The 20,904-nt window shown below is 67.7% G+C and carries 15 protein-coding genes; 14 read left to right on the top strand and 1 reads right to left on the bottom strand.

The window, feature by feature from the left end:
• The 13 genes from rplJ to FHU35_RS26670 all read left to right on the top strand — a co-directional run.
• Window positions 1–336 (top strand): 50S ribosomal protein L10 (gene rplJ / locus FHU35_RS26730; protein WP_145744623.1); only part of this gene is annotated, 336 nt, incomplete at its 5' end.
• A gap of 130 nt (window positions 337–466) precedes the next feature.
• Complete coding sequence (gene rplL, locus FHU35_RS26725; RefSeq protein WP_145741377.1) at window positions 467–853, top strand: 50S ribosomal protein L7/L12; 387 nt, start codon at window positions 467–469, stop codon at window positions 851–853.
• 390 nt (window positions 854–1,243) lie between these two features.
• Window positions 1,244–2,554: an ABC transporter ATP-binding protein gene (locus FHU35_RS26720; protein ID WP_145741379.1), complete on the top strand. Its 1,311-nt coding sequence runs from the start codon at window positions 1,244–1,246 to the stop codon at window positions 2,552–2,554.
• Window positions 2,551–3,339: an MlaE family ABC transporter permease gene (locus tag FHU35_RS26715; RefSeq protein WP_145741381.1), complete on the top strand. Its 789-nt coding sequence runs from the start codon at window positions 2,551–2,553 to the stop codon at window positions 3,337–3,339. Before FHU35_RS26720 ends, FHU35_RS26715 begins: the two co-directional genes overlap by 4 nt.
• 22 nt (window positions 3,340–3,361) lie before the next feature.
• Window positions 3,362–4,201, top strand: coding sequence for an MlaE family ABC transporter permease (locus FHU35_RS26710; RefSeq protein WP_145741383.1), 840 nt, complete (start codon window positions 3,362–3,364; stop codon window positions 4,199–4,201).
• Window positions 4,198–5,541, top strand: a complete 1,344-nt coding sequence (locus FHU35_RS26705) for an MCE family protein (RefSeq protein WP_145741385.1) — start codon at window positions 4,198–4,200, stop codon at window positions 5,539–5,541. The genes FHU35_RS26710 and FHU35_RS26705 overlap by 4 nt, the downstream gene beginning before the upstream one ends.
• Window positions 5,538–6,596 (top strand): MCE family protein, encoded by a 1,059-nt coding sequence (locus FHU35_RS26700; protein WP_145741387.1) that lies wholly within the window; start codon window positions 5,538–5,540, stop codon window positions 6,594–6,596. Before FHU35_RS26705 ends, FHU35_RS26700 begins: the two co-directional genes overlap by 4 nt.
• Window positions 6,593–7,573, top strand: coding sequence for an MCE family protein (locus FHU35_RS26695; RefSeq protein WP_145741389.1), 981 nt, complete (start codon window positions 6,593–6,595; stop codon window positions 7,571–7,573). The genes FHU35_RS26700 and FHU35_RS26695 overlap by 4 nt, the downstream gene beginning before the upstream one ends.
• Window positions 7,570–8,763, top strand: coding sequence for an MCE family protein (locus FHU35_RS26690; RefSeq protein WP_145741391.1), 1,194 nt, complete (start codon window positions 7,570–7,572; stop codon window positions 8,761–8,763). The genes FHU35_RS26695 and FHU35_RS26690 overlap by 4 nt, the downstream gene beginning before the upstream one ends.
• Window positions 8,763–9,959 carry an MCE family protein gene (locus tag FHU35_RS26685; protein ID WP_246110594.1) on the top strand — a complete coding sequence of 399 codons (1,197 nt, stop codon included), beginning with the start codon at window positions 8,763–8,765 and terminating at the stop codon, window positions 9,957–9,959. Before FHU35_RS26690 ends, FHU35_RS26685 begins: the two co-directional genes overlap by 1 nt.
• Window positions 9,959–11,062 carry an MlaD family protein gene (locus FHU35_RS26680; RefSeq protein WP_145744621.1) on the top strand — a complete coding sequence of 368 codons (1,104 nt, stop codon included), beginning with the start codon at window positions 9,959–9,961 and terminating at the stop codon, window positions 11,060–11,062. The genes FHU35_RS26685 and FHU35_RS26680 overlap by 1 nt, the downstream gene beginning before the upstream one ends.
• A 12-nt stretch (window positions 11,063–11,074) precedes the next feature.
• The gene (locus FHU35_RS26675; RefSeq protein WP_246110593.1) at window positions 11,075–11,593 is read left to right on the top strand and encodes a nuclear transport factor 2 family protein; all 519 of its coding nucleotides are present in this window, start codon (window positions 11,075–11,077) and stop codon (window positions 11,591–11,593) included.
• Window positions 11,594–11,630: 37 nt separating this feature from the next.
• Window positions 11,631–12,602, top strand: a complete 972-nt coding sequence (locus tag FHU35_RS26670) for a prolipoprotein diacylglyceryl transferase (protein WP_145744618.1) — start codon at window positions 11,631–11,633, stop codon at window positions 12,600–12,602.
• Window positions 12,603–12,995: 393 nt separating this feature from the next.
• Here FHU35_RS26670 and FHU35_RS26665 read toward each other — a convergent pair whose 3' ends face one another.
• Entirely contained in the window at window positions 12,996–16,223 is a 3,228-nt protein-coding gene (locus FHU35_RS26665; RefSeq protein ID WP_145744616.1) for a CHAT domain-containing protein, read from the bottom strand.
• A 1,103-nt stretch (window positions 16,224–17,326) separates the two neighbouring features.
• Between FHU35_RS26665 and rpoB the strand changes: the two genes are divergently transcribed.
• Window positions 17,327–20,821, top strand: coding sequence for a DNA-directed RNA polymerase subunit beta (gene rpoB, locus FHU35_RS26660; RefSeq protein ID WP_145744614.1), 3,495 nt, complete (start codon window positions 17,327–17,329; stop codon window positions 20,819–20,821).
• Window positions 20,822–20,904: the final 83 nt, after the last annotated feature.

The raw sequence follows: 20,904 nt of genomic DNA, 5'->3' as shown, positions 1-20,904 counted from the left end.
GCCGAGCAGTCGGGCGTCGAGGGCCTCGACGACCTGTTCGTCGGCCCGACCGCGATCGCCTTCGTTGAAGGCGAGCCGGTCGATGCAGCCAAGGCGATCAAGGAATTCGCCAAGGGCAACCAGAACCTGGTGGTCAAGGGCGGGTACATGGACGGCCGCGCGCTGTCCGTGTCCGAGGTCGACAGCATCGCTGACCTCGACTCGCGCGAAGTCACGCTGGGCAGGCTGGCCGGTGCCATGAAGGCCAAGATGAACGAGACCGCCGCGCTGTTCGTCGCGCCGGCGTCTCAGGTGGCTCGCATGGCCGCCGCCCTTCAGGAGAAGAAGGGCGAGTAAGGCTCCCGCAGTCCGCAGTGGACGGTGCGTGGAGCGCGCGCCGTTGCGGGCCCGTGGAACGTCTTTCGCGCGAAACCCCCTTACCCGGATACCGACGGTGCCCGGGCACTGAGCAGAAAGGAACGCCGACATGGCGAAGCTGAGCAACGACGAGCTGCTGGACGTCTTCAAGGAGATGACCCTCCTGGAGCTGTCGGAGTTCGTGAAGCAGTTCGAGGACACCTTCGACGTCACCGCCGCCGCCCCGGCCGCGGTCGCCGTTGCCCCCGCCGCCGGTGGCGAGGCCGCCGAGGCTGAGGAGCAGGACGAGTTCGACGTCGTGCTCGAGAGCGCCGGCGACAAGAAGATCCAGGTCATTAAGGTCGTTCGCGAGATCGTCACCGGCCTGGGCCTGAAGGAGGCCAAGGAGCTCGTCGAGGGCACCCCGAAGGCCATCCTGGAGAAGGTCGACAAGGAGAAGGCCGAAGAGGCCAAGGGCAAGCTGGAAGAGTCCGGCGCCTCCGTCTCCGTCAAGTGATTCACCACCCGGCCGCTGGGCGCTTCGTCCGGCGGTCCGGGTAGCGGAACCTGACACGCCGCTCCACGACTCGCGGCTGCGCCGCACGCGTCGGGTTCGAAAACCAGGTTCCGGAGTCGCTGAGTCTTTGACTCGCTGTGAGAGAACGGGCACTCGCTGTTGCGGGTGCCCGTTCTCTTTTCCTTTGCGCGGAAACGAGGACCTTTTTTCGGACGTATCCGAGAAGGGTCCTTGATTTGTAGTGAACTCATGAGTAACCCTGCTGCGTCGAGCTCGTTGCATAGGTGTGACGCCAACTACCTTCGTTAGGCGCGTCACGTGTGCGAGGGTGCTTCTCCGGGGATGGATTACGTCCCCGGAATCGGTGTAATCGAGGACGCGGAGGTTCGGATGGGCGTCGAGGTGGTTGTCGAAGGGCTCTCGAAGTCCTTCGGCCCGCAGACCATCTGGCGGGACGTCTCGCTGAATCTGCCCCAGGGCGAGATCAGCGTGCTGCTCGGGCCTTCCGGCACCGGCAAGTCGGTGTTCCTGAAGTCGCTGGTGGGTCTGCTCAAGCCGGATGAGGGCAAGGTCGTCATCAACGGGACGGACATCTGCACTTGCTCGGAAAAGGATCTTTACGAGGTTCGGAAGCTTTTCGGCGTGCTGTTCCAGGACGGCGCGCTGTTCGGCTCGATGAACCTCTACGACAACATCGCCTTCCCGCTCCGCGAGCACACCCGCAAGAGCGAGACCGAGGTCCGAAACGTGGTCCTCGAGAAGATGGAGATGGTCGGTCTCATCGGTGCGGAGGACAAGCTCCCAGGTGAGATCTCGGGCGGCATGAAGAAGCGCGCGGGTCTGGCCCGCGCCCTCGTGCTCGACCCGGAGATCCTCCTGTTCGACGAGCCGGACTCCGGTCTGGACCCGGTCCGGACCGCGGTGCAGAACCAGCTGATCGTCGACCTCAACGCGCAGATCGACGCGACGTTCCTGATCGTCACGCACGACATCAACACCGCTCGGACCGTGCCGGACAACATCGGCATGCTCTACCGCCGCAACCTGGTGATGTTCGGGCCGCGCGAGGTCCTGCTGACCTCCGACGAGCCCGTGGTCGTGCAGTTCCTCAACGGCCGGCCCGACGGGCCGATCGGCATGAGCGAGGAGAAGGACACCGCGCTGGTGGAGGCCGAGCTGGCCAAGCACGGCCGACCGCAGGTCCCCGCGATGATGCCGCAGCTGGAGGTCAGCCCCGGCCTGCCGGACCGCTCCGCCGTGCACCGCCGCAAGGAGCGCGTGCTGCGCCAGCTGCGCTCGCTGAACCCCACCGCGCAGGAGGAGATCCTCAAGAGCCTGACTCCGGAGGAGTTGGCGCTCTACGGGTTCAAGTCCCCCGCGACCGGTTCCTGGCCCCAGCAGCAGGCGGCACCGCAGCAGCAGGCGGCACCGCAGCAGCAGGCGGCACCCCAGCAGTTCGCCAACCCGCAGCAGCCGCCGCAGCAGTTCGCTCAGCAGCCGCAGCAGGCCGCACCCCAGCAGCCCGCGCCGCAGCAGTTCGCCCAGCAGCAGGCGCAGCCCCAGCAGGCGCAGCAGCAGCGGCCCTCGCCGCACCCGCGCCAGCAGGAGCAGGAACCGGTGTGGCCCGGCGGGTTGCAGGCGGACGAAGAGCCCGCGGGCGGTCGCCGCCGCTGGTTCGGACGCAAGCGAGGTGAGCAGTGAGCGCGTCCCGGGTGCAGTTCCCCGGTGCCGGTGGTCTGCGCCAGACGGGCAAGCTGTTCGCGCTGGGGATGGACATCGTGCGGGCCATGCCCTCGCGTCCGTTCCAGATCCGTGAGTTCATCCAGCAGTGCTGGTTCATCGCCAGCGTCACGATCCTGCCGACCGCACTGGTCTCGATCCCCTTCGGCGCGGTCATCGCGCTCCAGCTCGGATCGCTGACCAGGCAGATCGGCGCCCAGTCGTTCACCGGTGCCGCCAGCGTGCTGGCGATCATCCAGCAGGCCAGTCCGATCGTGACGGCGCTGCTGATCGCCGGTGCGGGTGGTTCGGCGATCTGCGCCGACCTCGGGTCGCGCAAGATCCGCGACGAGATCGACGCGATGGAGGTGCTGGGCGTCTCGCCGATCCAGCGCCTCGTGGTGCCCAGGGTTCTGGCCGCGATGCTGGTGGCAGTGCTGCTCAACGGCATGGTCAGCGTCGTCGGCGTGGTCGGTGGCTACACCTTCAACGTGATCATGCAGGACGGGACGCCGGGCGCGTACATGGCCAGCTTCAACGCGCTGGCCCAGCTGCCGGACCTGTGGATCAGTGAGCTCAAGGCCCTGATCTTCGGCTTCTTGGCGGGTGTGGTGGCCGCTTTCCGCGGCCTCAACCCACCACCGGGTCCGAAGGGCGTCGGGGACGCCGTGAACCAGTCGGTCGTGATCACCTTCCTGCTGCTGTTCGCGGTGAACTTCATCCTCACGACGCTGTACATGCAGTTGGTCCCGCCAAAGGGAATGTGATGGCCGCCAGGGGAATGGGAACATGGTGACGATCTCGCAGCGCGCCAAGCGCGCGGCCCGACGGCCGGTGGAGATGCTGGACGACCTGGGTGACCAGATGTCGTTCTACATGCGCTCGCTGGCGTGGATTCCGAGGGCCATCACCCGCTACGCCAAGGAAACGCTGCGCCTGCTGGCCGAGGTCAGCTTCGGCAGCGGCGCCCTGGCCGTCATCGGCGGCACGGTCGGCGTGATGATCGGCCTGACGCTGTTCACCGGCACGGTCGTCGGGCTGCAGGGCTTCGCGGCCCTCGACCAGCTCGGCACCTCGGCCTTCGCCGGCTTCATCTCGGCCTACTTCAACACCCGCGAGATCGCGCCGCTGGTGGCCGGTCTGGCCCTGTCGGCGACGGTGGGTTCGGGCTTCACGGCGCAGCTGGGCGCGATGCGGATCTCCGATGAGATCGACGCGCTGGAAGTCATGGGCGTGCCGAGCCTTCCGTACCTGGTGACCACCCGCGTGATGGCCGGCTTCGTCGCCGTCGTCCCGCTCTACGTGCTGGGCCTGCTGACGTCCTACGTCGCGGCCAGAGGCGTCACCGTCTACCTCTACGGGCAGTCGGCGGGCACCTACGACCACTACTTCAACCTGTTCCTGCCTCCCGAGGACGTCCTGTGGTCCTTCGGGAAGGTCCTGATCTTCAGCGTGGTGGTGATCATGACGCACTGCTACTACGGCTACCGGGCCAGCGGCGGCCCCGCCGGGGTCGGCGTCGCGGTGGGACGCGCGGTGCGGACCGCGATCGTGACCACCGCCCTGCTGGACTTCTTCCTGAGCCTCGCGATCTGGGGCACCACCACGACCGTTCGGATCACGGGATGAGCGGGCGCGGAGCGGTCACCACGGTCAAGCGCAGGGTCATGGGTCTGGCGCTGCTGATGAGCATGGTCATGTTCGTCGTGCTGTGCCTGGCGTTCTACAACAAGGCGTTCACGGCCTCCTCGGACGTGATCCTCAAGGCGGCTTCCACCGGCAACCAGCTGCTTCCGGACTCCGATGTCAAGGTCCGCGGCATGATCGTCGGTCGCGTCGTCGAGGTGAAGTCGACGGGCAAGGGAGCGGAGCTGCACCTGGCGCTGCAGCCGGACATGGCGGAGAAGATCCCGTCCAACGTCTCGGCGCAGCTGCTGCCGCGCACCCTGTTCGGCGAGCGCTACGTGTCGCTGGACATGCCCAAGGAGCCGTCGTCCAAGACGCTCGCCTCGGGCGGGGTGATCGAGCAGGACCGGACCCGCGCGGGCCTGGAGCTGGAAACGGTTCTGGCCGACACGATGCCGGTGCTGCAGGCGGTGAACCCCGAAGACCTGGCGTCCACGCTCAACGCGCTGGACCACGCGCTGTCCGGGCGCGGCGACCAGGTCGGAGACACGCTGTCGCAGCTCAACACCTACCTGGACGGTCTCAACCCGTCGGTGCCGGACCTGCGGGACAACCTGCGGGAGCTGGTCGGGGTCGCGCAGACCTACGAGCAGGCCGCACCGGACATCATCTCCGCGCTGGACAACTTCTCCACCACGGCGCGAACCCTGGTGGACCAGAAGCAGAACCTGCAGAAGATGACCGGGCAGCTGACCACGACGTCCGGCGACCTGACGACGTTCTTCAACGCCAACGGCAAGAACATCATCCAGCTCGCCGATGCCCAGCGGCCGACCTTGGACGTGCTGTCGAAGTACTCGTCGTCCTTCCCGTGCTTCCTGGGCGAGATGGCGGAGTACGTCCCGCGCATCCGCAAGGCGTTCGGCGAGGGCACCAACGAGCCGGGTCTGCACGTGACGCTCGAAGTCGCCGCGCACCGCGGCAAGTACGAGCCGAACCAGGACGAGCCGGAGTTCGCCGACAAGCGCGGACCGCGTTGCTACAACTTCATGGAGCACCTGGACCCGATGCCGGAATACCCGCCGGACGGCCCGTTCAAGGACGGCTCGGTGCCGCCGCCGGCATCCCGCCCGGCGACCGGTGGCCTGAACCCGGCAGCGGGCACCAGCCCGCAATCAGCACCGGCCGGTACCGCGACGCAGTGGGTCAACTCGCCCGCTGAGCAGGACATGGTGGCCACCGTGCTGGCTCCGGCCCTGGGACGTCCTTCCTCGGAGGTTCCCGACTGGGGCGGGTTGCTGGTCGGACCGGTGCTGCGAGGTGCGGAGGTGAGCTACCGATGAACGGGATCAGCATTCGCGGACCGCTCTTCAAGTTCATGATCTTCGTCGTCGTCACGTTGCTGGCCTCCGGTCTGCTGATCATGACGATCGCGAACCAGGACCTGCGGTCGGCGACCTCGTACTCCGCGCGGTTCACCGACGCCACCGCCCTCAACGAGGGCGACGAGGTGCGGATCTCCGGGGTCAAGGTCGGTGAGGTCGAGGACGTCGAGCTCGTCGACAACAAGATCGCGCAGGTGACGTTCAACGTCGCCGACCGGAAGCTCCCGTCGTCGGTGACCGCGACCATCAAGTACCGGAACCTGGTGGGACAGCGCTACATCGCGCTGGAGCAGGGGGCCACGCCCGCCGGCTCCGGCGGTGCCGCCGGCCGGACCGCGCAGGGCGGATTCCTGCCCGAGGGCGGCATGATCCCGCAGGAGCGCACCAAGTCCGCGCTGGACCTGACCGTGCTGCTGGGCGGCTTCAAGCCGCTGTTCCAGGCGCTGTCACCGGAGGACGTCAACAAGCTGTCCTACGAGATCATCCAGGTCCTGCAGGGCGAGGGCGGCACGGTCGAGAGCCTGCTGTCGCACACCGCTTCGCTGACGACCACCATCGCCTCCCGCGACAAGGTGATCGGCGAGGTCATCACCAACCTCAACGGCGTGCTGGACACCGTCAACGCGCGTGATCAGCGGCTCTCCGAGCTGGTCGGTCAGCTGCGGCAGGTGGTGTCCGGACTCGCCGAGGACCGCGACTCCATCGGCAGCGCGATCACCTCCTTGGACGGCCTGACCAACACCACGGCGGGGCTGCTGGAGGACGCCAGGCCGGGTCTGCAGCAGGACATCGCCGGTCTCGGTGACCTGTCGAAGAACCTCAACGACAACGAGCAAATCGTGGACCGGGTGCTGCACAACATGCCGAACAAGCTGGAGAGCTTGAGCCGCACCGCTTCCCACGGGTCGTGGTTCAACTTCTACATGTGCAGTGCCTCCGGCAACGTCGGCGTCGGCAACATTAACCTGCCGCTGCCGCTCGCGCCGGTGACCCAGCCGAGGTGCCAGCGATGACTTCCTACTCCCAGCGCGACCCGCTCAAGATCGGCATCGCCGGCATCCTGGTGCTGGTGGTGGCGTTCCTGCTGGTGGCCAACTACGAGCGGCTGCCGCTGATCAGCGGCACCAAGTACACCGCCGAGTTCAGCGAGGCGGCGGGGCTGCGGGCCGACAACGAGGTCCGGGTCGCAGGCGTCAAGGTCGGCACGGTCTCCGACGTCGAGCTGGAAGGCGACCGCGTGCTGGTCAGCTTCCGGATCAACGACGCCGAGATCGGTGACCACACCACCGCGGCGATCAAGGTCAAGACGCTGCTCGGCCAGAAGTACCTGGCGCTGGACCCGCAGGGTTCCAAGGAGCTCGACAACGACCAGCCGATCCCGCTGAACCGGACCATGTCGCCGTACGACGTCATCGAAGCGTTCAGCGACCTGTCCAAGAACGTCGACCAGATCGACACGGCGCAGCTGGCCAAGAGCTTCGAAACCCTCTCCAGCACGTTCAAGGACACGCCCGGTGAAGTCGGCGGTGCCCTCAACGGGCTCTCGCAGCTCTCGAAGACGATCTCGTCGCGGGACGAGGAGATCGAGCACCTGCTGAACAACACCACGCAGGTCTCCCAGCAGCTCGCCGACCGCAACGAGGACTTCGAGAAGCTGCTCTCCGACGGCAACCTGCTGCTCCAGGAGCTCCGGGCCCGCCGGGAATCGATCTCGTCGCTGCTCACCGGAACCCAGGAGCTGTCGCAGCAGCTGACCGGGCTGGTCGACGACAACCAGGCGCAGCTGGGGCCGACGCTGGAACAGCTGGACAAGGTGACCAAGATGCTGCAGCGCAACCAGCAGAACCTGGACCGGAGCCTGAACACCTTCGCCCCGTTCACCAGGCTGTTCTCCAACGTCCTCGGCAACGGCCGCTGGTTCGACACCTACATCTGCGGTCTGCTCCCGCCCGCCGTCGGGCCGATCAACCAGGAGGGTTGCAAGCAATGACGAACGCACCCTCGAAGACCTCGACGCTGGCCAAGGTCCTCACCGTCGGGATCGTGGTCGTGCTGCTCGGCGCCGTCGGCGGCTGGTGGCTGTTCTACGGCGCGGCCGAGCGCAAGGTCACCGCCTACTTCGACGCGGCCGTGGGCCTGTACCCGGGCGGTGACGTGCGCATCCTCGGCGTCCCGGTCGGCACCATCGACGAGGTGACGCCGCAGGGCAAGCAGGTCAAGGTCACGCTGAGCGTGGACCGCGACACCGCGATCCCCGCCAGCGCCAACCTGGTCGCCGTCTCGCCCAGCGTCGTCTCCGACCGGTACGTGCAGTTCGCGCCGGTCTACAAGGGAGGCCCGAAGCTCGGCGACGACGCGGTGATCCCCGCCGATCGCACCGCGACGCCCGTCGAGCTGGACAACATCTACCGGAGCCTCAACGACCTCACCAACGCGCTGGGTCCCAACGGGGCCAACAAGAACGGCGCGCTGACCGACCTGCTCAACACCGGTGCCGCCAACCTGGAGGGCAACGGCAAGGCGCTGTCGGAAACCCTGCGCAACCTCGGCGAAGCGGGCACGACGCTGTCGGGCAACAGCGACGAGCTGTTCAAGACGGTCGACAACCTGCAGCGGTTCACCGGGATGCTCGCCGACAACGACGGCCAGATGCGCCGGTTCAACTCGCAGATGGAAGAGGTCAGCAGCCATCTCGCCGGTGAGCGCAACGACATGAGCGCGGCGCTGGCCGAGCTGTCGGTGGCGCTGGGTAAGGTGGAGACCTTTGTGCGGGACAACCGCTCTCAGGTGCAGTCCAACGTCAGCCAGCTGCACGACGTGGCCGCCGTGCTGGTCAAGCAGAAGGCGGCGCTCAACGAATCGCTGACCAACGCGCCACTGGCCATGAGCAACCTGAACAACACCTACAACGGTGCCTCCGGAACGCTGGACCAGCGCGCCATGTTCAACGAGCTCAACCAACCCCCGCTGGTCTCCGTCTGCAAGCTGCTCGACCAGAGCACGCCGAAGGAGGTCCCGCTGGAGGTCAGCACGGCTTGTGACGCGCTGCGACCGGTCCTGGGCGGCGCCGAGAAGCTGCCGACGCTGGCCGAAACCCTCAACGCGGTGCAGAACGGCAAGCTCCCGCCGTTGCCGCTGCCGCTGACCAACGGACTTCAGCCCGCTGGAGGTGGCCAGTGATGCGGCCCGGTTCGATGACCCGGCTCGTGCGATCCGTCCTCAACCGCAAGTCGGCCGTCAAGGTCGGTGCGGTCGCGGCGGTCGGCTTGCTGGCGCTGTCGGGTTGCTCCTCGCGCGGCGTCTACGACATGCCGCTGCCGGGCGGAGCCGACGTCGGCAGCGACCCCTACGACGTGAAGGTCCGCTTCACCGACGTGCTCGACCTCGTGCCCAACGCGGGTGTCCGGGTCAACGACGTGGCGGTCGGACGGGTCTCCAACATCGTCCTGGCACCCGGGACGTGGGACGCCGAGGTGACGGTGACCCTCAACGGAGACGTCAAGCTGCCCGCCAACTCCGTCGCCCGGCTGCGCCAGTCCAGCCTGCTGGGTGAGAAGTACGTCGAGCTGGCCGCGCCCCCGCAGGCTGCCTCCGGGCGGCTGACCGAAGGCGCGACCATCGGCCTGAACCGCTCGAACCGCAACCCCGAGGTCGAAGAGGTCCTCGGCGCGCTGTCGCTGCTGCTCAACGGTGGTGGTGTCGCGCAGCTGCAGGACATCACCAAGGAGCTCAACAAGGCGATGAGCGGGCGTGAGTCCGACATCCGCGGCTTGCTCAACAACCTCGACGAACTGGTCTCTGGGCTGGACGCGCAGCGCAACGACATCGTGCGCGCCCTGGACAGCGTCAACCGGCTCTCGGCCAAGCTCAACGAGCAGCGCGGCAGCATCGACACCGCGCTGCGCGACCTCGGCCCCGGGCTGCAGGTGCTCCACGAGCAGCGCGGCCAGCTGGTGACCATGCTGCAGTCGCTGGACAAGCTCTCGGGCGTGGCGACCAACGTCGTCGACAAGTCGCACGAGGACCTCGTTCACGACCTCAACCAGCTCGCGCCGACGCTGCACCAGCTCGCAGCGGCCGGTGACGCGCTGCCGAAGTCGCTGGAAACCCTCGTCACCTTCCCGTTCCCGGACAACGCGGTCGAAGGCATCGGGAAGAGCGACTACACCAACCTGTACCTCAAGGTCGACCTGAACCTGAGCACGATCGTCGACAACCTCGGGCGGTCGCGTCAGCCGCTGTTGCCGGTGCCCGACGGCCTTCCGCTCCCGTTGAACGGCCAGACGCAACAGCCCCAGAAACCCGCACCTCCCCAGCCGAAGCCGAATGAATCCGGTGGCGGCGTGCTGGGCTGGCTGTTCGGAGGTGACGACTGATGCTCACCCGTCGAGCACGATTCCAGATCATCGGCTTCGTGCTGATCGCTCTGATCGGTTGCAGCTACGCAGGGTTCAAGTACGCCGGCATGGACCGGCTCTTCGGCAACCGCGGGTACGAGGTCGCGCTCAACCTCGCCAGCACCGGCGGTGTCTTCAAGAACGCCGAGGTCACCTACCGCGGCGTTCCGGTCGGCCGGGTCGGCGACCTGAAGCTGACCGCCGACGGCGTCCAGGTGCCGCTGGACATCGAGGAGAAGGCGCCCTCGATCCCGGCCGACGTGGAAGCCGTCGTCACCAACCGGTCCGCCGTCGGTGAGCAGTACGTCGACCTGCGTCCCAAGCACAACAAGGGTCCGTACCTCAAGGAAGGTTCGGTCATCGCCGAATCGCGGACCACGACGCCGCTCCCGGTCCAGGACCTGATGATGAACCTGGACTCGTTCGCCAAGTCGGTGCCGCAGGACTCGCTGCGCACCGTCGTCAGCGAGCTGGGAACGGCCTTCCGGGACAACGGCGGCCACCTGCAGACCATCCTGGACACCTCCCGCGAGTTCACCACGCAGGCCCAGAACCACCTGCCGCAGACGGTGCAGCTGCTCGAGGACGGCAAGACCGTCCTCGGCACGCAGAACGACCAGGGCTCGGCCATCAAGTCCTTCAGCAAGGACCTGAACCTGCTGTCGCAGTCGCTGGAACGCTCCGACGGCGACCTGCGCGGCGTCATCCAGAAGGCGCCCCCGGCCGCCGTTCAGCTCTCCGGCCTGATCAAGGACAACCCCCGGATCGGACCGCTGCTGGCCAACCTGACCACGACCTCGCAACTGCTGTCGTCGCACACCGACGGCATGGAGCAGCTGTTCGTCAGCTACCCGGCGCAGGTCGCGGTGTCCAACACCGTCGTCCCCGGGGATGGCACGGCTCACTTCGGACTGGTGCTGAACCTCTTCGACCCGATGCCGTGTACGAAGGGGTATGAGGGAACACCGGAGCGGGCAGGCAACGACATGAGCCAGGCCCCGCTGAACAAGGACGCGCATTGCGCTGAGCCTCCGGGCAGTGACATCTCAGTGCGCGGCGCGCAGAACGCACCCGGGCAGTAAGAGAGGCAACACGTGACCGTTCAAGCCGACACCGCTCGCCGGCGGCCCAAGCTGTCGCTGGTGCTGTTCGTGGTGAGCCTGGTCTGCGCCCTGGTCCTCGGGGTGTTGTGGGTGATGGCCATCAACAACTCCTCGGTCGCCTACGCGGAGACCCGCGACGAGGCGCTGCAGCAGGGCCAGGAAGCGATCGTCAACTTCAACACCCTGGACCACAAGGACATCGACCGCGGTCTGCAGCGGTGGGAGGACACCTCCACCGGCCCGCTGCGGGACGAGGTCAAGAAGGGCCGCAAGGACTACGCGACCCGGATCCAGCAGGCCAAGAGCACCACCACTGCCCGCGTGCTCGACGCCGGCATCGTCGAGCTCGACGAGAACGCGGGCAAGGCCAGGATGATCGCGGTCATGCAGATCACGGTGACTGTGGAAGGCCAGCCCCCGGCCAACAAGCAGGATCGCTACCAGGCCGAACTCACGCGTGAGGGCGACGTCTGGAAGATCAGCGGACTGGGCACCGTCCCGGTCGGCTGAACGGCGAGACCCGAAAGCGATTCGAGGAGTAGAGCCAGTGCCAACCAACCGCCGTTCCGGCACGAACCGGCAGCCAGCGGCCCGCCGGCCGAAGGTGGCCGGCCTGCGCAAGCCCACCGCCTCGCCCGCCTCGACGCCGGTGGAAGACGAGCACGTCAACGGCAACGCGACGCCGGAGGCGGCGGAGCAGGAGCCGAAGACCGCTGAGCCCGCGGCGCCAGAGGCGGCTGAGCCCGCGTCCGCCGAGGTCAGCGAGGCTGCTGCGGACTCGGCTTCGTCCGAGGAGTCCTCTGCGGCCGGGTCCGCTGACGAGCCCGCGGTCGACGAGCCTTCCGACGCGGAGACCTCGACGCCTGAGTCCTCGGCCGCTGAGACTTCGGCCGCTGAGTCCTCGGCTGCTGAGACTTCGGCCGCTAAGTCCTCGCAGGCTGAGTCCGAGGAGAGCGGATCCGAGGATGCCGCTGAGCCGGAGTCCGAGGAGTCGAAGTCCGAGGAGCAGGACTCCGGCAAGACCGGGTCCCCCTGGGTGCTGTGGAGCGCGACCGCGGTCCTGGCCGCGCTGGCGATCTTCTTCGGCGTCGCGACCTACACGACTTACAACACCGGTTCCGCCGCGAACGAGGCGTTGACCTCGGCGGGCGAGACCAGCGAGGTCAACGGCCAGATCAGCGAGGGCGTCGAGAAGCTCTTCTCCTACGACTTCAACGACACGGCCAAGACCGAGAACGCCGCCAAGGACCTCCTGGTCGGCTCGGCCGTGCAGAAGTACAACGAGCTGTTCGCCCTGGTCAAGCAGCAGGCGCCGCAGCAGCAGCTGATCGTCACCACCACTGCCAAGAACAGCGCGGTGACCCATCTCGAAGGCGACCGGGCCGAGGTCCTGGTCTTCCTGGATCAGCACGCCATGCGCGCCAACACGGGTGAGTCCAACATCGGTCCCGCTCAGCTCTCGGTCAGCGCCGAGAAGCAGGGCGACAAGTGGAAGATCACCCAGCTCACCCTCCGCTGACCGGAGACGCGAAGCCCAGCGAGAAGCCCCTCGCCCGGAACGCCCCACCAGGAGCGCCCGAGCGAGGGGCTTCCCGCTTCGCACGCACGCCCCGGAAGAGCCCCGGGGTCACCAAGTCCCAGTTTTAGTCCAAACCGAGCCATGATCATGTCCGAAATGTCGGCTCAGTTATGACTAAAACTGGGACCTGGTGGGTGCCGTTGTCTTCAGGTGTGGGACTCAGCCCGCACCGCCGCGGGTTCTCACACGTCGTCTGGCGAGTACGCCGCGACGCCGTGTATTGGCATACATCAGGAGTGGCGCACGGAGTCCAGGCGGCGTGTGAGGTTCCGCCACCCGCACCGCCAAGCAACGCGAGACCGCAATCACCCCTGAAGCTGGGACCGGGTGAGGTTACGGGCCGACGTGGGTGTGGGCGCTCCAGATCGCGTGTTTGTCGGGGTGGGCGTTGCGGAGCTCCCGGACCGCGTTGTGGAGCGCGTAGGCCGCACCGTCCGTGCCGTAGCCGTTCGACCCGAAGACCTCCCCGTAGAAGTCCGCGTGCGCTTCGACCGCGCTGTTCGTCTCGACCTCCCACAGAGTGCCGACGACGTGCGTGAACCCGGCGAAGGCCAGCGCCGAGCACAGCGACAGCGCCGCCGAGGTCGGGTGATCCGCCGCGGTCGCCACCTGACCGAGGTAGCAGAACTCGGCCTTGTCCAGCGCGACCTGCCCGAGCTCGACCAGCCCGAGCGGCCGCTGGCCCTCGCGGTCCAGCAGCATGCCGGCGGCGGGCTGCGCGGGGAACTGCGAGCTCGGCTCGCAGACGTGCACCCACGGGTAGTTCGGCAGCATCCGCAGCACGTCGGTCGCGCTGGCGCTCTCCGTCGAGACGATCCCGGCGCTCGGCCAGTACTGCGCCAGCACCTGGTTCTGCGGCGGGAGTTCGCGCGAGACCTGCACGGCGGATCCCGCCGCCACGAGCGCCTCCCCGTCCGGGACCGGCCGGGTGCGCGCCCGCAGCAGGCACCCGAGGGTCGGCGTGTACGACGAGACCACGCGATCCAGGGCCGAGGCGCCGGCGTGCGCGGTCGCCGCGTGCAGCGGCAGGTAGGCCGCCGCGCCGAACCCGCTCCACCAGACCCGGGGCCAGCGCGCGCCGGCGGGCGGCGTGTTGAGGTATCCCATCCGGTCCAGCACCGGGCGGACCAGCCGCACCCACGTCCAGTCGAGCACCTCGGCCATCGCGGCGTGGTCGTCGTGCTGCGCGGCGGTCAGCAGGGACAGGACCTGCTCACTCGCCTTCTCCGGGGTGGAGTGCGGGATCGGGACGGTCAGCACCCGGCCGCCGAAGATCACCAGAACGTCGGAGCGGTACCGGCTGAGGTTGACGATCGCCACCGACCCGTCGCCGCCGACCCCGCTGAGCGCGCTGAACTGCTGCATCCGCAGGTGTCCCGGCTGGATCTCGCGGACCTCGTCGATCAGCGCGGTCCAGGCATCGGCCAGCCGGCTCCGGTCGTCGGCGTCGCCGAGGTCGGGGTCCTCCGCCGGGCGGTCCAGCAACCGCCGCAACCGGACGATCTCGTCGGCGAGGTCCGGGTGATCGCGGTGCAGCGAGCCGAGCTCGCCGCCGCTGGGCAGGAAGTCGGCCAGTATCGCCGACCGCCCGTGCTCGATCAGCTCCACCGCCTTGTCCGGCTCACCCGCTTCGATGGCGCTCGCCGCCGCGTCGGCCACGATCGAGGCCCACCGCTGCTGCGCGCTCGGCGAAGCGACGACCCGCTTGCCGCGGGTCATCAGCGGCAGCAGTTCGACGGCGGTGGTGAACGACTCCAGCGCTTCGGACCAGCGCTGCTCCTGCGCGCTGATGCGGCCGGCGAGCGCGGCTGCCCGCAGCCGCTGCTCGGCGGGAGCGTTGCTCTGCGTGGCGGCCTCGGTGAGCACCTTGCGCGCCCACCGGTAGTACCGCCGACGCCCGGTGCGCTGGTGCAGCGACTGCAGCGCGCGGCCGAGCTGGATCGACACCGCCGCCCGCCCCGGGGTGGTGTCGGGCATGGCGATCAGCGCCTGGTCGAACAGCTCGATCGCGGTCTCGACGTCCTGCGCGCGCCCTGCGTGCTGGAACCGGTGCGCCAGCACCGCGCCCAGCTGGACCCACGCGATGTGCTGGGTCTCGCTCTCGGAGGACTTCGCCGCCTCGCGGGCCAGCTCACCGGCGCGATCCAGGTCGTCGCGGTTCTCGCCGTGCTCGTAGCGCACCAGGAGGCTGGTGTTGAGCGCGGTGATCATCCGCGCGCGCTGCGAGGGCGCCGCAGCTTCGACGGAAGCTTCGCCCGCGGTGACCGCGGTGTCCAGGGCCTTGGCCTCGCCTCCGTGCTGGAAGTGCCTGCGCAGCAGGATCGCGTAACCGCCCAGTGCGAGGGCGCGGTAGGTGTCGTCGGTGGACAGCGCTCGCACGGCCGGGGCGATCGGCCGGAGCACCCGGCGCAGCTGACCGGATTCGCCGGTGGCGTCGACGTGCTCGGCGGTCGCGGCCGACAGCTGCCAGACGGCCAGCCCCAGCTGCAGGTTCCCGCTTTCGAGCGCTCCGAGGACGCCGATCAGCTCGTTGAGCGCGGAGTTGAGATCGGTCAGATCGCCGTTGCGCTGGAAGCGCAGCCGCAGCGCCTCGGCGTACCGGCACAAGCCCCCGCGCCTGCCGTCGCCGTCGGGCAGCGCGCCGGATCCGGCGGAGAGATGGCGGATCGCCTCGTCGAGATCGTCCGGTTCCCCGTTGCGCTGGTACCGGCGCATCAGCGCGGCACCGAGGTTGATCAGCAGCTCGGAGGTGGTGGGGTCGCTGGCCGGGGAGATCCGCGCGGCCTCGCGGAACACCGCGATGGACTCCTCGTCGGATTCCGCCGAGTCCGCGAGCTGTGCGTGCAGCTTCAGCGCGTTCGCCAAGCGCAGCAGCACCATCGGACGCCGCTGATCGCGCTTGGGGGTCTTCTCGACGGCGTCGCGCGCGACCTGCGCGCTGTCGGCCGCGAGCTGCGCCTGGCCGGTCTTGCCCGCGAGATCGGTCAGGGCCAGCGCGAGGTTGCAGTAGTAGAGGATGCGGTCGCGGTCGCCGGAGTGCGCGGAGGTCGTCGCCGCGCGGTAGTAGCCGATGGCGTCTTCGAGGTCGGCGAGCTCGCGGCTGCGCACGTGGGTCAGCTGCGCGGCGCTGCCGAGGTTGTTGAGCACGCCCGCCCGGGCGGGGTCGTCCTCGCGCAGCACGCCCGCGGTGGTGCGGAAGACCTCGGTGACCCAGCCGAGGTTGCTGAAGTCGAGCGTGGTGACGATCTGGTTCATGGCCGCGATGGCGTCGGCGTAGCGCTGCTCGGCGCTGCGACGCTCGGTTCCCCCGGCTTTGGGGCCGCCGGGTTTCGATCCGACCGCTGCTTGGCCGCCCGTGACGGGGCCCCCGCCGACACCCGGGTTCGTCCCGCTGTGCGGACCGCCCGGTCTTGCGTCCGGGGCGTCCGGGGTGGCGTCGCCGTCGTCCTCCGGGGCGAACCAACTGGATTGTGGGGGTTGAGGGCCGCTCTGGTCCTTGCCGCCGGTCCAACGCTGCAGCCCGCGGAACCGTTCGCTCGCGCGGCTTGCATCGTCTGTCATCGGTCGTTTCTCCTGTGGCCTGCCGGGCACCGGTCGGGGAAGCCGGTGGTCATCTCACGTTACCGGCGGAGGTAATTGTCGAGTAGCCCATGCGTTACTGGGTGGGATCGCCCCCAGAGGTGACGCATCCCCCCGTTGGATGCATTTGCAGAGCTTCGGTCGAAGAAACTACTAGCTCTGCGCGACGGCTTCAGCCCCGTAGGGGAATGTTTGCGGCATCTCGGGGTCTCGATGTGGTCAAGCCGCGCGGGGGATCGCCCGGCGTCGATGGTGAGCCCCGCAGCGTTACGACGTTCGGGCTACGGCCGTCCAGGTCAAGCCGACTACCGATACTCAGAGTAGTCATTCGTGAACGGTCGTTTCCAGATTTCAGGAGTCGCGCGAGTGGTCTCGGGTGGTCTCGCGAATTGGCGTGGACCAATGTTTTCAAGATCGCGAAAGAGCTTCGCGTGAATTTCGCTCACGCCTTCTGGAATGAGTCCAATCGAGAGGTGTGCGAATTGGGGCTCGCGGGGCGCGAGTGAATTGTGTGGCGTTCGTCGCGGAAGGGGTGATCGGCTTCCCGCGCCTCCTTTCGGGCGCGGCGCGGCCGCCGTCGCGGAGGTTCGGCGTGATTCGCAGCGGCCACCGGCCGTCCGGGAGCGCGTTCCGCGTCCCTCCTCTGTGGTCCGAGCAAGGCATTCAGAAGGTTGTCAAGAGCCGATCGGAGGGGGTTCGCTGAGGGCTTGATCGAAGTGCCACATGGGATGATCAAATGCCCCTGACCAGGTTAAACCGACCCCTGCACGCTCACGTGAAGTGATCGTGTTTTCCGCCACGAGAGTGATCGATCGGTGATCTCTTGACTGAAAGCGCGTGCGGGTTCACTCTGGTCCTCAACGCGAGGCTGGGCCGCCGTCGGTGGGCCCCCTCGACAGCTGGCGTCCTTCCGGCTAGACTGCTACTTTGCGCTGCCCTCCTATTGGTCTGCCCGCACTGGACCGTAGGATGGTCGGCGCCATTGCACCCTTGACAGCTGTGCTAGCGATCTGCGCGCTTGCCTGACGCGTGCTTTTTGCGGTGAGCATGGCTGTAGCCAGTTCAGAGTCCCGGAAGGACGCATCTTGGCAGTCTCCCGCGCGACCAAGGTCTCTGCAGCTTCCAACTACACGTCGGGGATCCCTGGGGCACCCAAGCGGGTCTCGTTCGCGAACATCCGCGAACCGCTGAACGTGCCGAACCTGCTAGACCTGCAGATCCAGTCCTTCGAATGGCTCGTCGGAAACGAGGCCTGGTTCCAGCGCCGGGTCGACGCCGGCGAGGACAACCCGGTTGGTGGTCTTGAGGAGGTCCTCAGCGAGATCTCCCCGATCGAGGACTTCTCCGGATCGATGTCGCTGTCTTTCTCCGATCCGCGCTTCGACGAGGTCAAGGCCTCCGTCGGGGAGTGCACGGACAAGGACATGACCTACGCTGCGCCCCTGTTCGTCACGGCTGAATTCACCAACCACTCGACTGGCGAGATCAAGAGCCAGACGGTGTTCATGGGTGACTTCCCGATGATGACCGACAAGGGCACCTTCATCATCAACGGAACCGAGCGGGTCGTCGTCTCCCAGCTCGTGCGTTCCCCCGGTGTCTACTTCGACCAGTCGGTCGACAAGACCACCGACAAGGACGTCTTCAGCGTCAAGATCATCCCGAGCCGCGGTGCGTGGCTCGAGTTCGACGTCGACAAGCGCGACACCGTCGGTGTCCGCATCGACCGCAAGCGCCGTCAGCCGGTCACCGTGCTGCTCAAGGCGCTGGGCTGGTCCACCGAGGCCATCCGTGAGCGCTTCGGTCACTCCGAGACGCTGATGGCGACGCTCGAGAAGGACCACACCGGCGGCACCGACGAGGCGCTGCTGGACATCTACCGCAAGCTGCGTCCCGGCGAGCCGCCGACCAAGGAGAGCGCGCAGACCCTCCTGGAGAACCTGTTCTTCAAGGAGAAGCGCTACGACCTGGCCCGCGTCGGTCGCTACAAGGTCAACAAGAAGATCGGTCTCTCGCAGTCCTACGAGACCGGTGTGCTGACCGAAGAGGACATCGTCACCACGATCGAGTACCTCGTCCGCCTGCACGCAGGTGAGATGGAGATGCCCGCTCGCGGTGAGGACGCCGGCGACAACATCCCGGTCGAGGTCGACGACATCGACCACTTCGGCAACCGCCGCCTGCGCACCGTCGGCGAACTGATCCAGAACCAGGTCCGCGTCGGCCTGTCGCGCATGGAGCGCGTCGTCCGCGAGCGGATGACCACGCAGGACGTCGAGGCGATCACGCCGCAGACCCTGATCAACATCCGCCCGATCACGGCGGCGATCCGGGAGTTCTTCGGCACCTCGCAGCTGTCGCAGTTCATGGACCAGACCAACCCGATCGCGGGTCTGACGCACAAGCGTCGTCTCTCCGCGCTCGGCCCGGGCGGTCTGTCCCGTGAGCGCGCGGGCATGGAAGTCCGAGACGTGCACCCCTCGCACTACGGCCGCATGTGTCCGATCGAGACGCCGGAAGGCCCGAACATCGGTCTGATCGGCTCGCTGGCCACGTTCGCGCGGGTCAACCCGTTCGGCTTCATCGAGACGCCGTACCGCAAGGTCGTCGAGGGCCGGGTCACCGACCAGATCGACTACCTGACGGCCGACGAAGAGGACCGCTACGTCAAGGCGCAGGCCAACGCGGTCATCGACGAGGACGGCAACTTCGTCGACGAGCGAGTCCTGGGTCGACGCAAGGGTGGCGAGGTCGAGCTGCTCGCCCCCACCGAGATCGACTACATGGACGTCTCGCCGCGGCAGATGGTCTCCGCCGCGACCGCGATGATTCCGTTCCTGGAGCACGACGACGCCAACCGCGCCCTGATGGGTGCGAACATGCAGCGTCAGGCGGTGCCGCTGCTGCGCAGCGAGTCCCCGCTGGTCGGCACCGGCATGGAGCTGCGCGCCGCGGTCGACGCCGGTGACGTGATCACGGCGGAGAAGGCCGGTGTGGTCGAGGAGCTGACCGCCGACTTCGTCACGATCATGGCCGACGACGGCAGCCGCCGCTCGTACCGGATGGAGAAGTTCTCCCGGTCCAACCACGGCACCTGCATCAACCAGAAGCCGATCGTCAACGAAGGCGACCGGATCGAGGCCGGGCAGGTCATCGCGGACGGACCGTGCACCGAAGACGGCGAGATGGCCCTGGGCAAGAACCTGCTCGTGGCGATCATGCCGTGGGAGGGGCACAACTACGAGGACGCCATCATCCTGAGCCAGCGCCTGGTGCAGGACGACGTGCTCACCTCGATCCACATCGAGGAGCACGAGGTCGACGCTCGCGACACCAAGCTCGGTGCCGAGGAGATCACCCGGGACATCCCGAACGTCTCCGACGACGTGCTGGCCGACCTCGACGAGCGCGGCATCATCCGCATCGGTGCCGAGGTCCAGGGCGGCGACATCCTGGTCGGCAAGGTCACCCCGAAGGGCGAGACCGAGCTGACCCCGGAGGAGCGGCTGCTGCGCGCCATCTTCGGCGAGAAGGCCCGCGAGGTCCGCGACACCTCCCTGAAGGTGCCGCACGGCGAGACCGGCAAGGTCATCGGCGTCCGCGTGTTCAACCGCGAGGACGACGACGAGCTGCCCCCGGGCGTCAACCAGCTGGTGCGCGTCTACGTCGCGCAGAAGCGCAAGATCCAGGACGGCGACAAGCTCGCCGGCCGCCACGGCAACAAGGGCGTCATCGGCAAGATCCTGCCCGCCGAGGACATGCCGTTCCTGTCCGACGGCACCCCGGTCGACATCATCCTGAACACCCACGGTGTTCCGCGACGGATGAACATCGGCCAGGTGCTGGAGACGCACCTCGGCTGGATCGCCTCGCGCGGATGGACGATCGACCCCGATGCCGAGTGGGCCAAGCGCCTGCCGGAGGAGCTGCTCGACGTCGAGCCCGGGACCAACACCGCCAGCCCCGTCTTCGACGGTGTGCGGGAGGAAGAGATCACGGGTCTGCTGAGCTCGACGAAGCCGAACCGCGACGGCGACCGGATGGTCGGCGGCGACGGCAAGGCGCAGCTGTTCGACGGCCGCAGCGGTGAGCCGTACCCGTACCCGACCGCGGTCGGGTACATGTACATCCTCAAGCTGTCGCACCTGGTGGACGACAAGATCCACGCCCGTTCCACCGGCCCGTACTCGATGATCACCCAGCAGCCGCTGGGTGGTAAGGCGCAGTTCGGTGGTCAGCGCTTCGGTGAGATGGAGTGCTGGGCCATGCAGGCCTACGGTGCGGCCTACACGCTGCAGGAACTGTTGACGATCAAGTCCGACGACGTGGTCGGCCGCGTCAAGGTCTACGAAGCGATCGTCAAGGGCGAGAACATCCCCGAGCCGGGTATCCCGGAGTCGTTCAAGGTGCTGCTGAAGGAGCTTCAGTCCCTGTGCCTGAACGTCGAGGTGCTCTCCAGCGATGGCGCCGCGATCGAGATGCGCGACACCGAGGACGAGGACCTGGAGCGGGCTGCCGCCAACCTCGGAATCAACCTGTCCCGCAACGAGAACCCGTCGGTTGACGACATCGCGCACTGACCCTCGCCGCCGGCTCGCGGGAGCGATCCCGCGAGCCGGCGACCGACCCAACCTGGCACTTGCTTCCACCGGTGGCACCCGGG

The sequence above is a fragment of the Saccharopolyspora dendranthemae genome (assembly GCF_007829955.1).
GTDB classification, from domain to species: Bacteria; Actinomycetota; Actinomycetes; order Mycobacteriales; family Pseudonocardiaceae; genus Saccharopolyspora; species Saccharopolyspora dendranthemae.
This window is presented reverse-complemented; position numbering and strand designations above follow the sequence as displayed.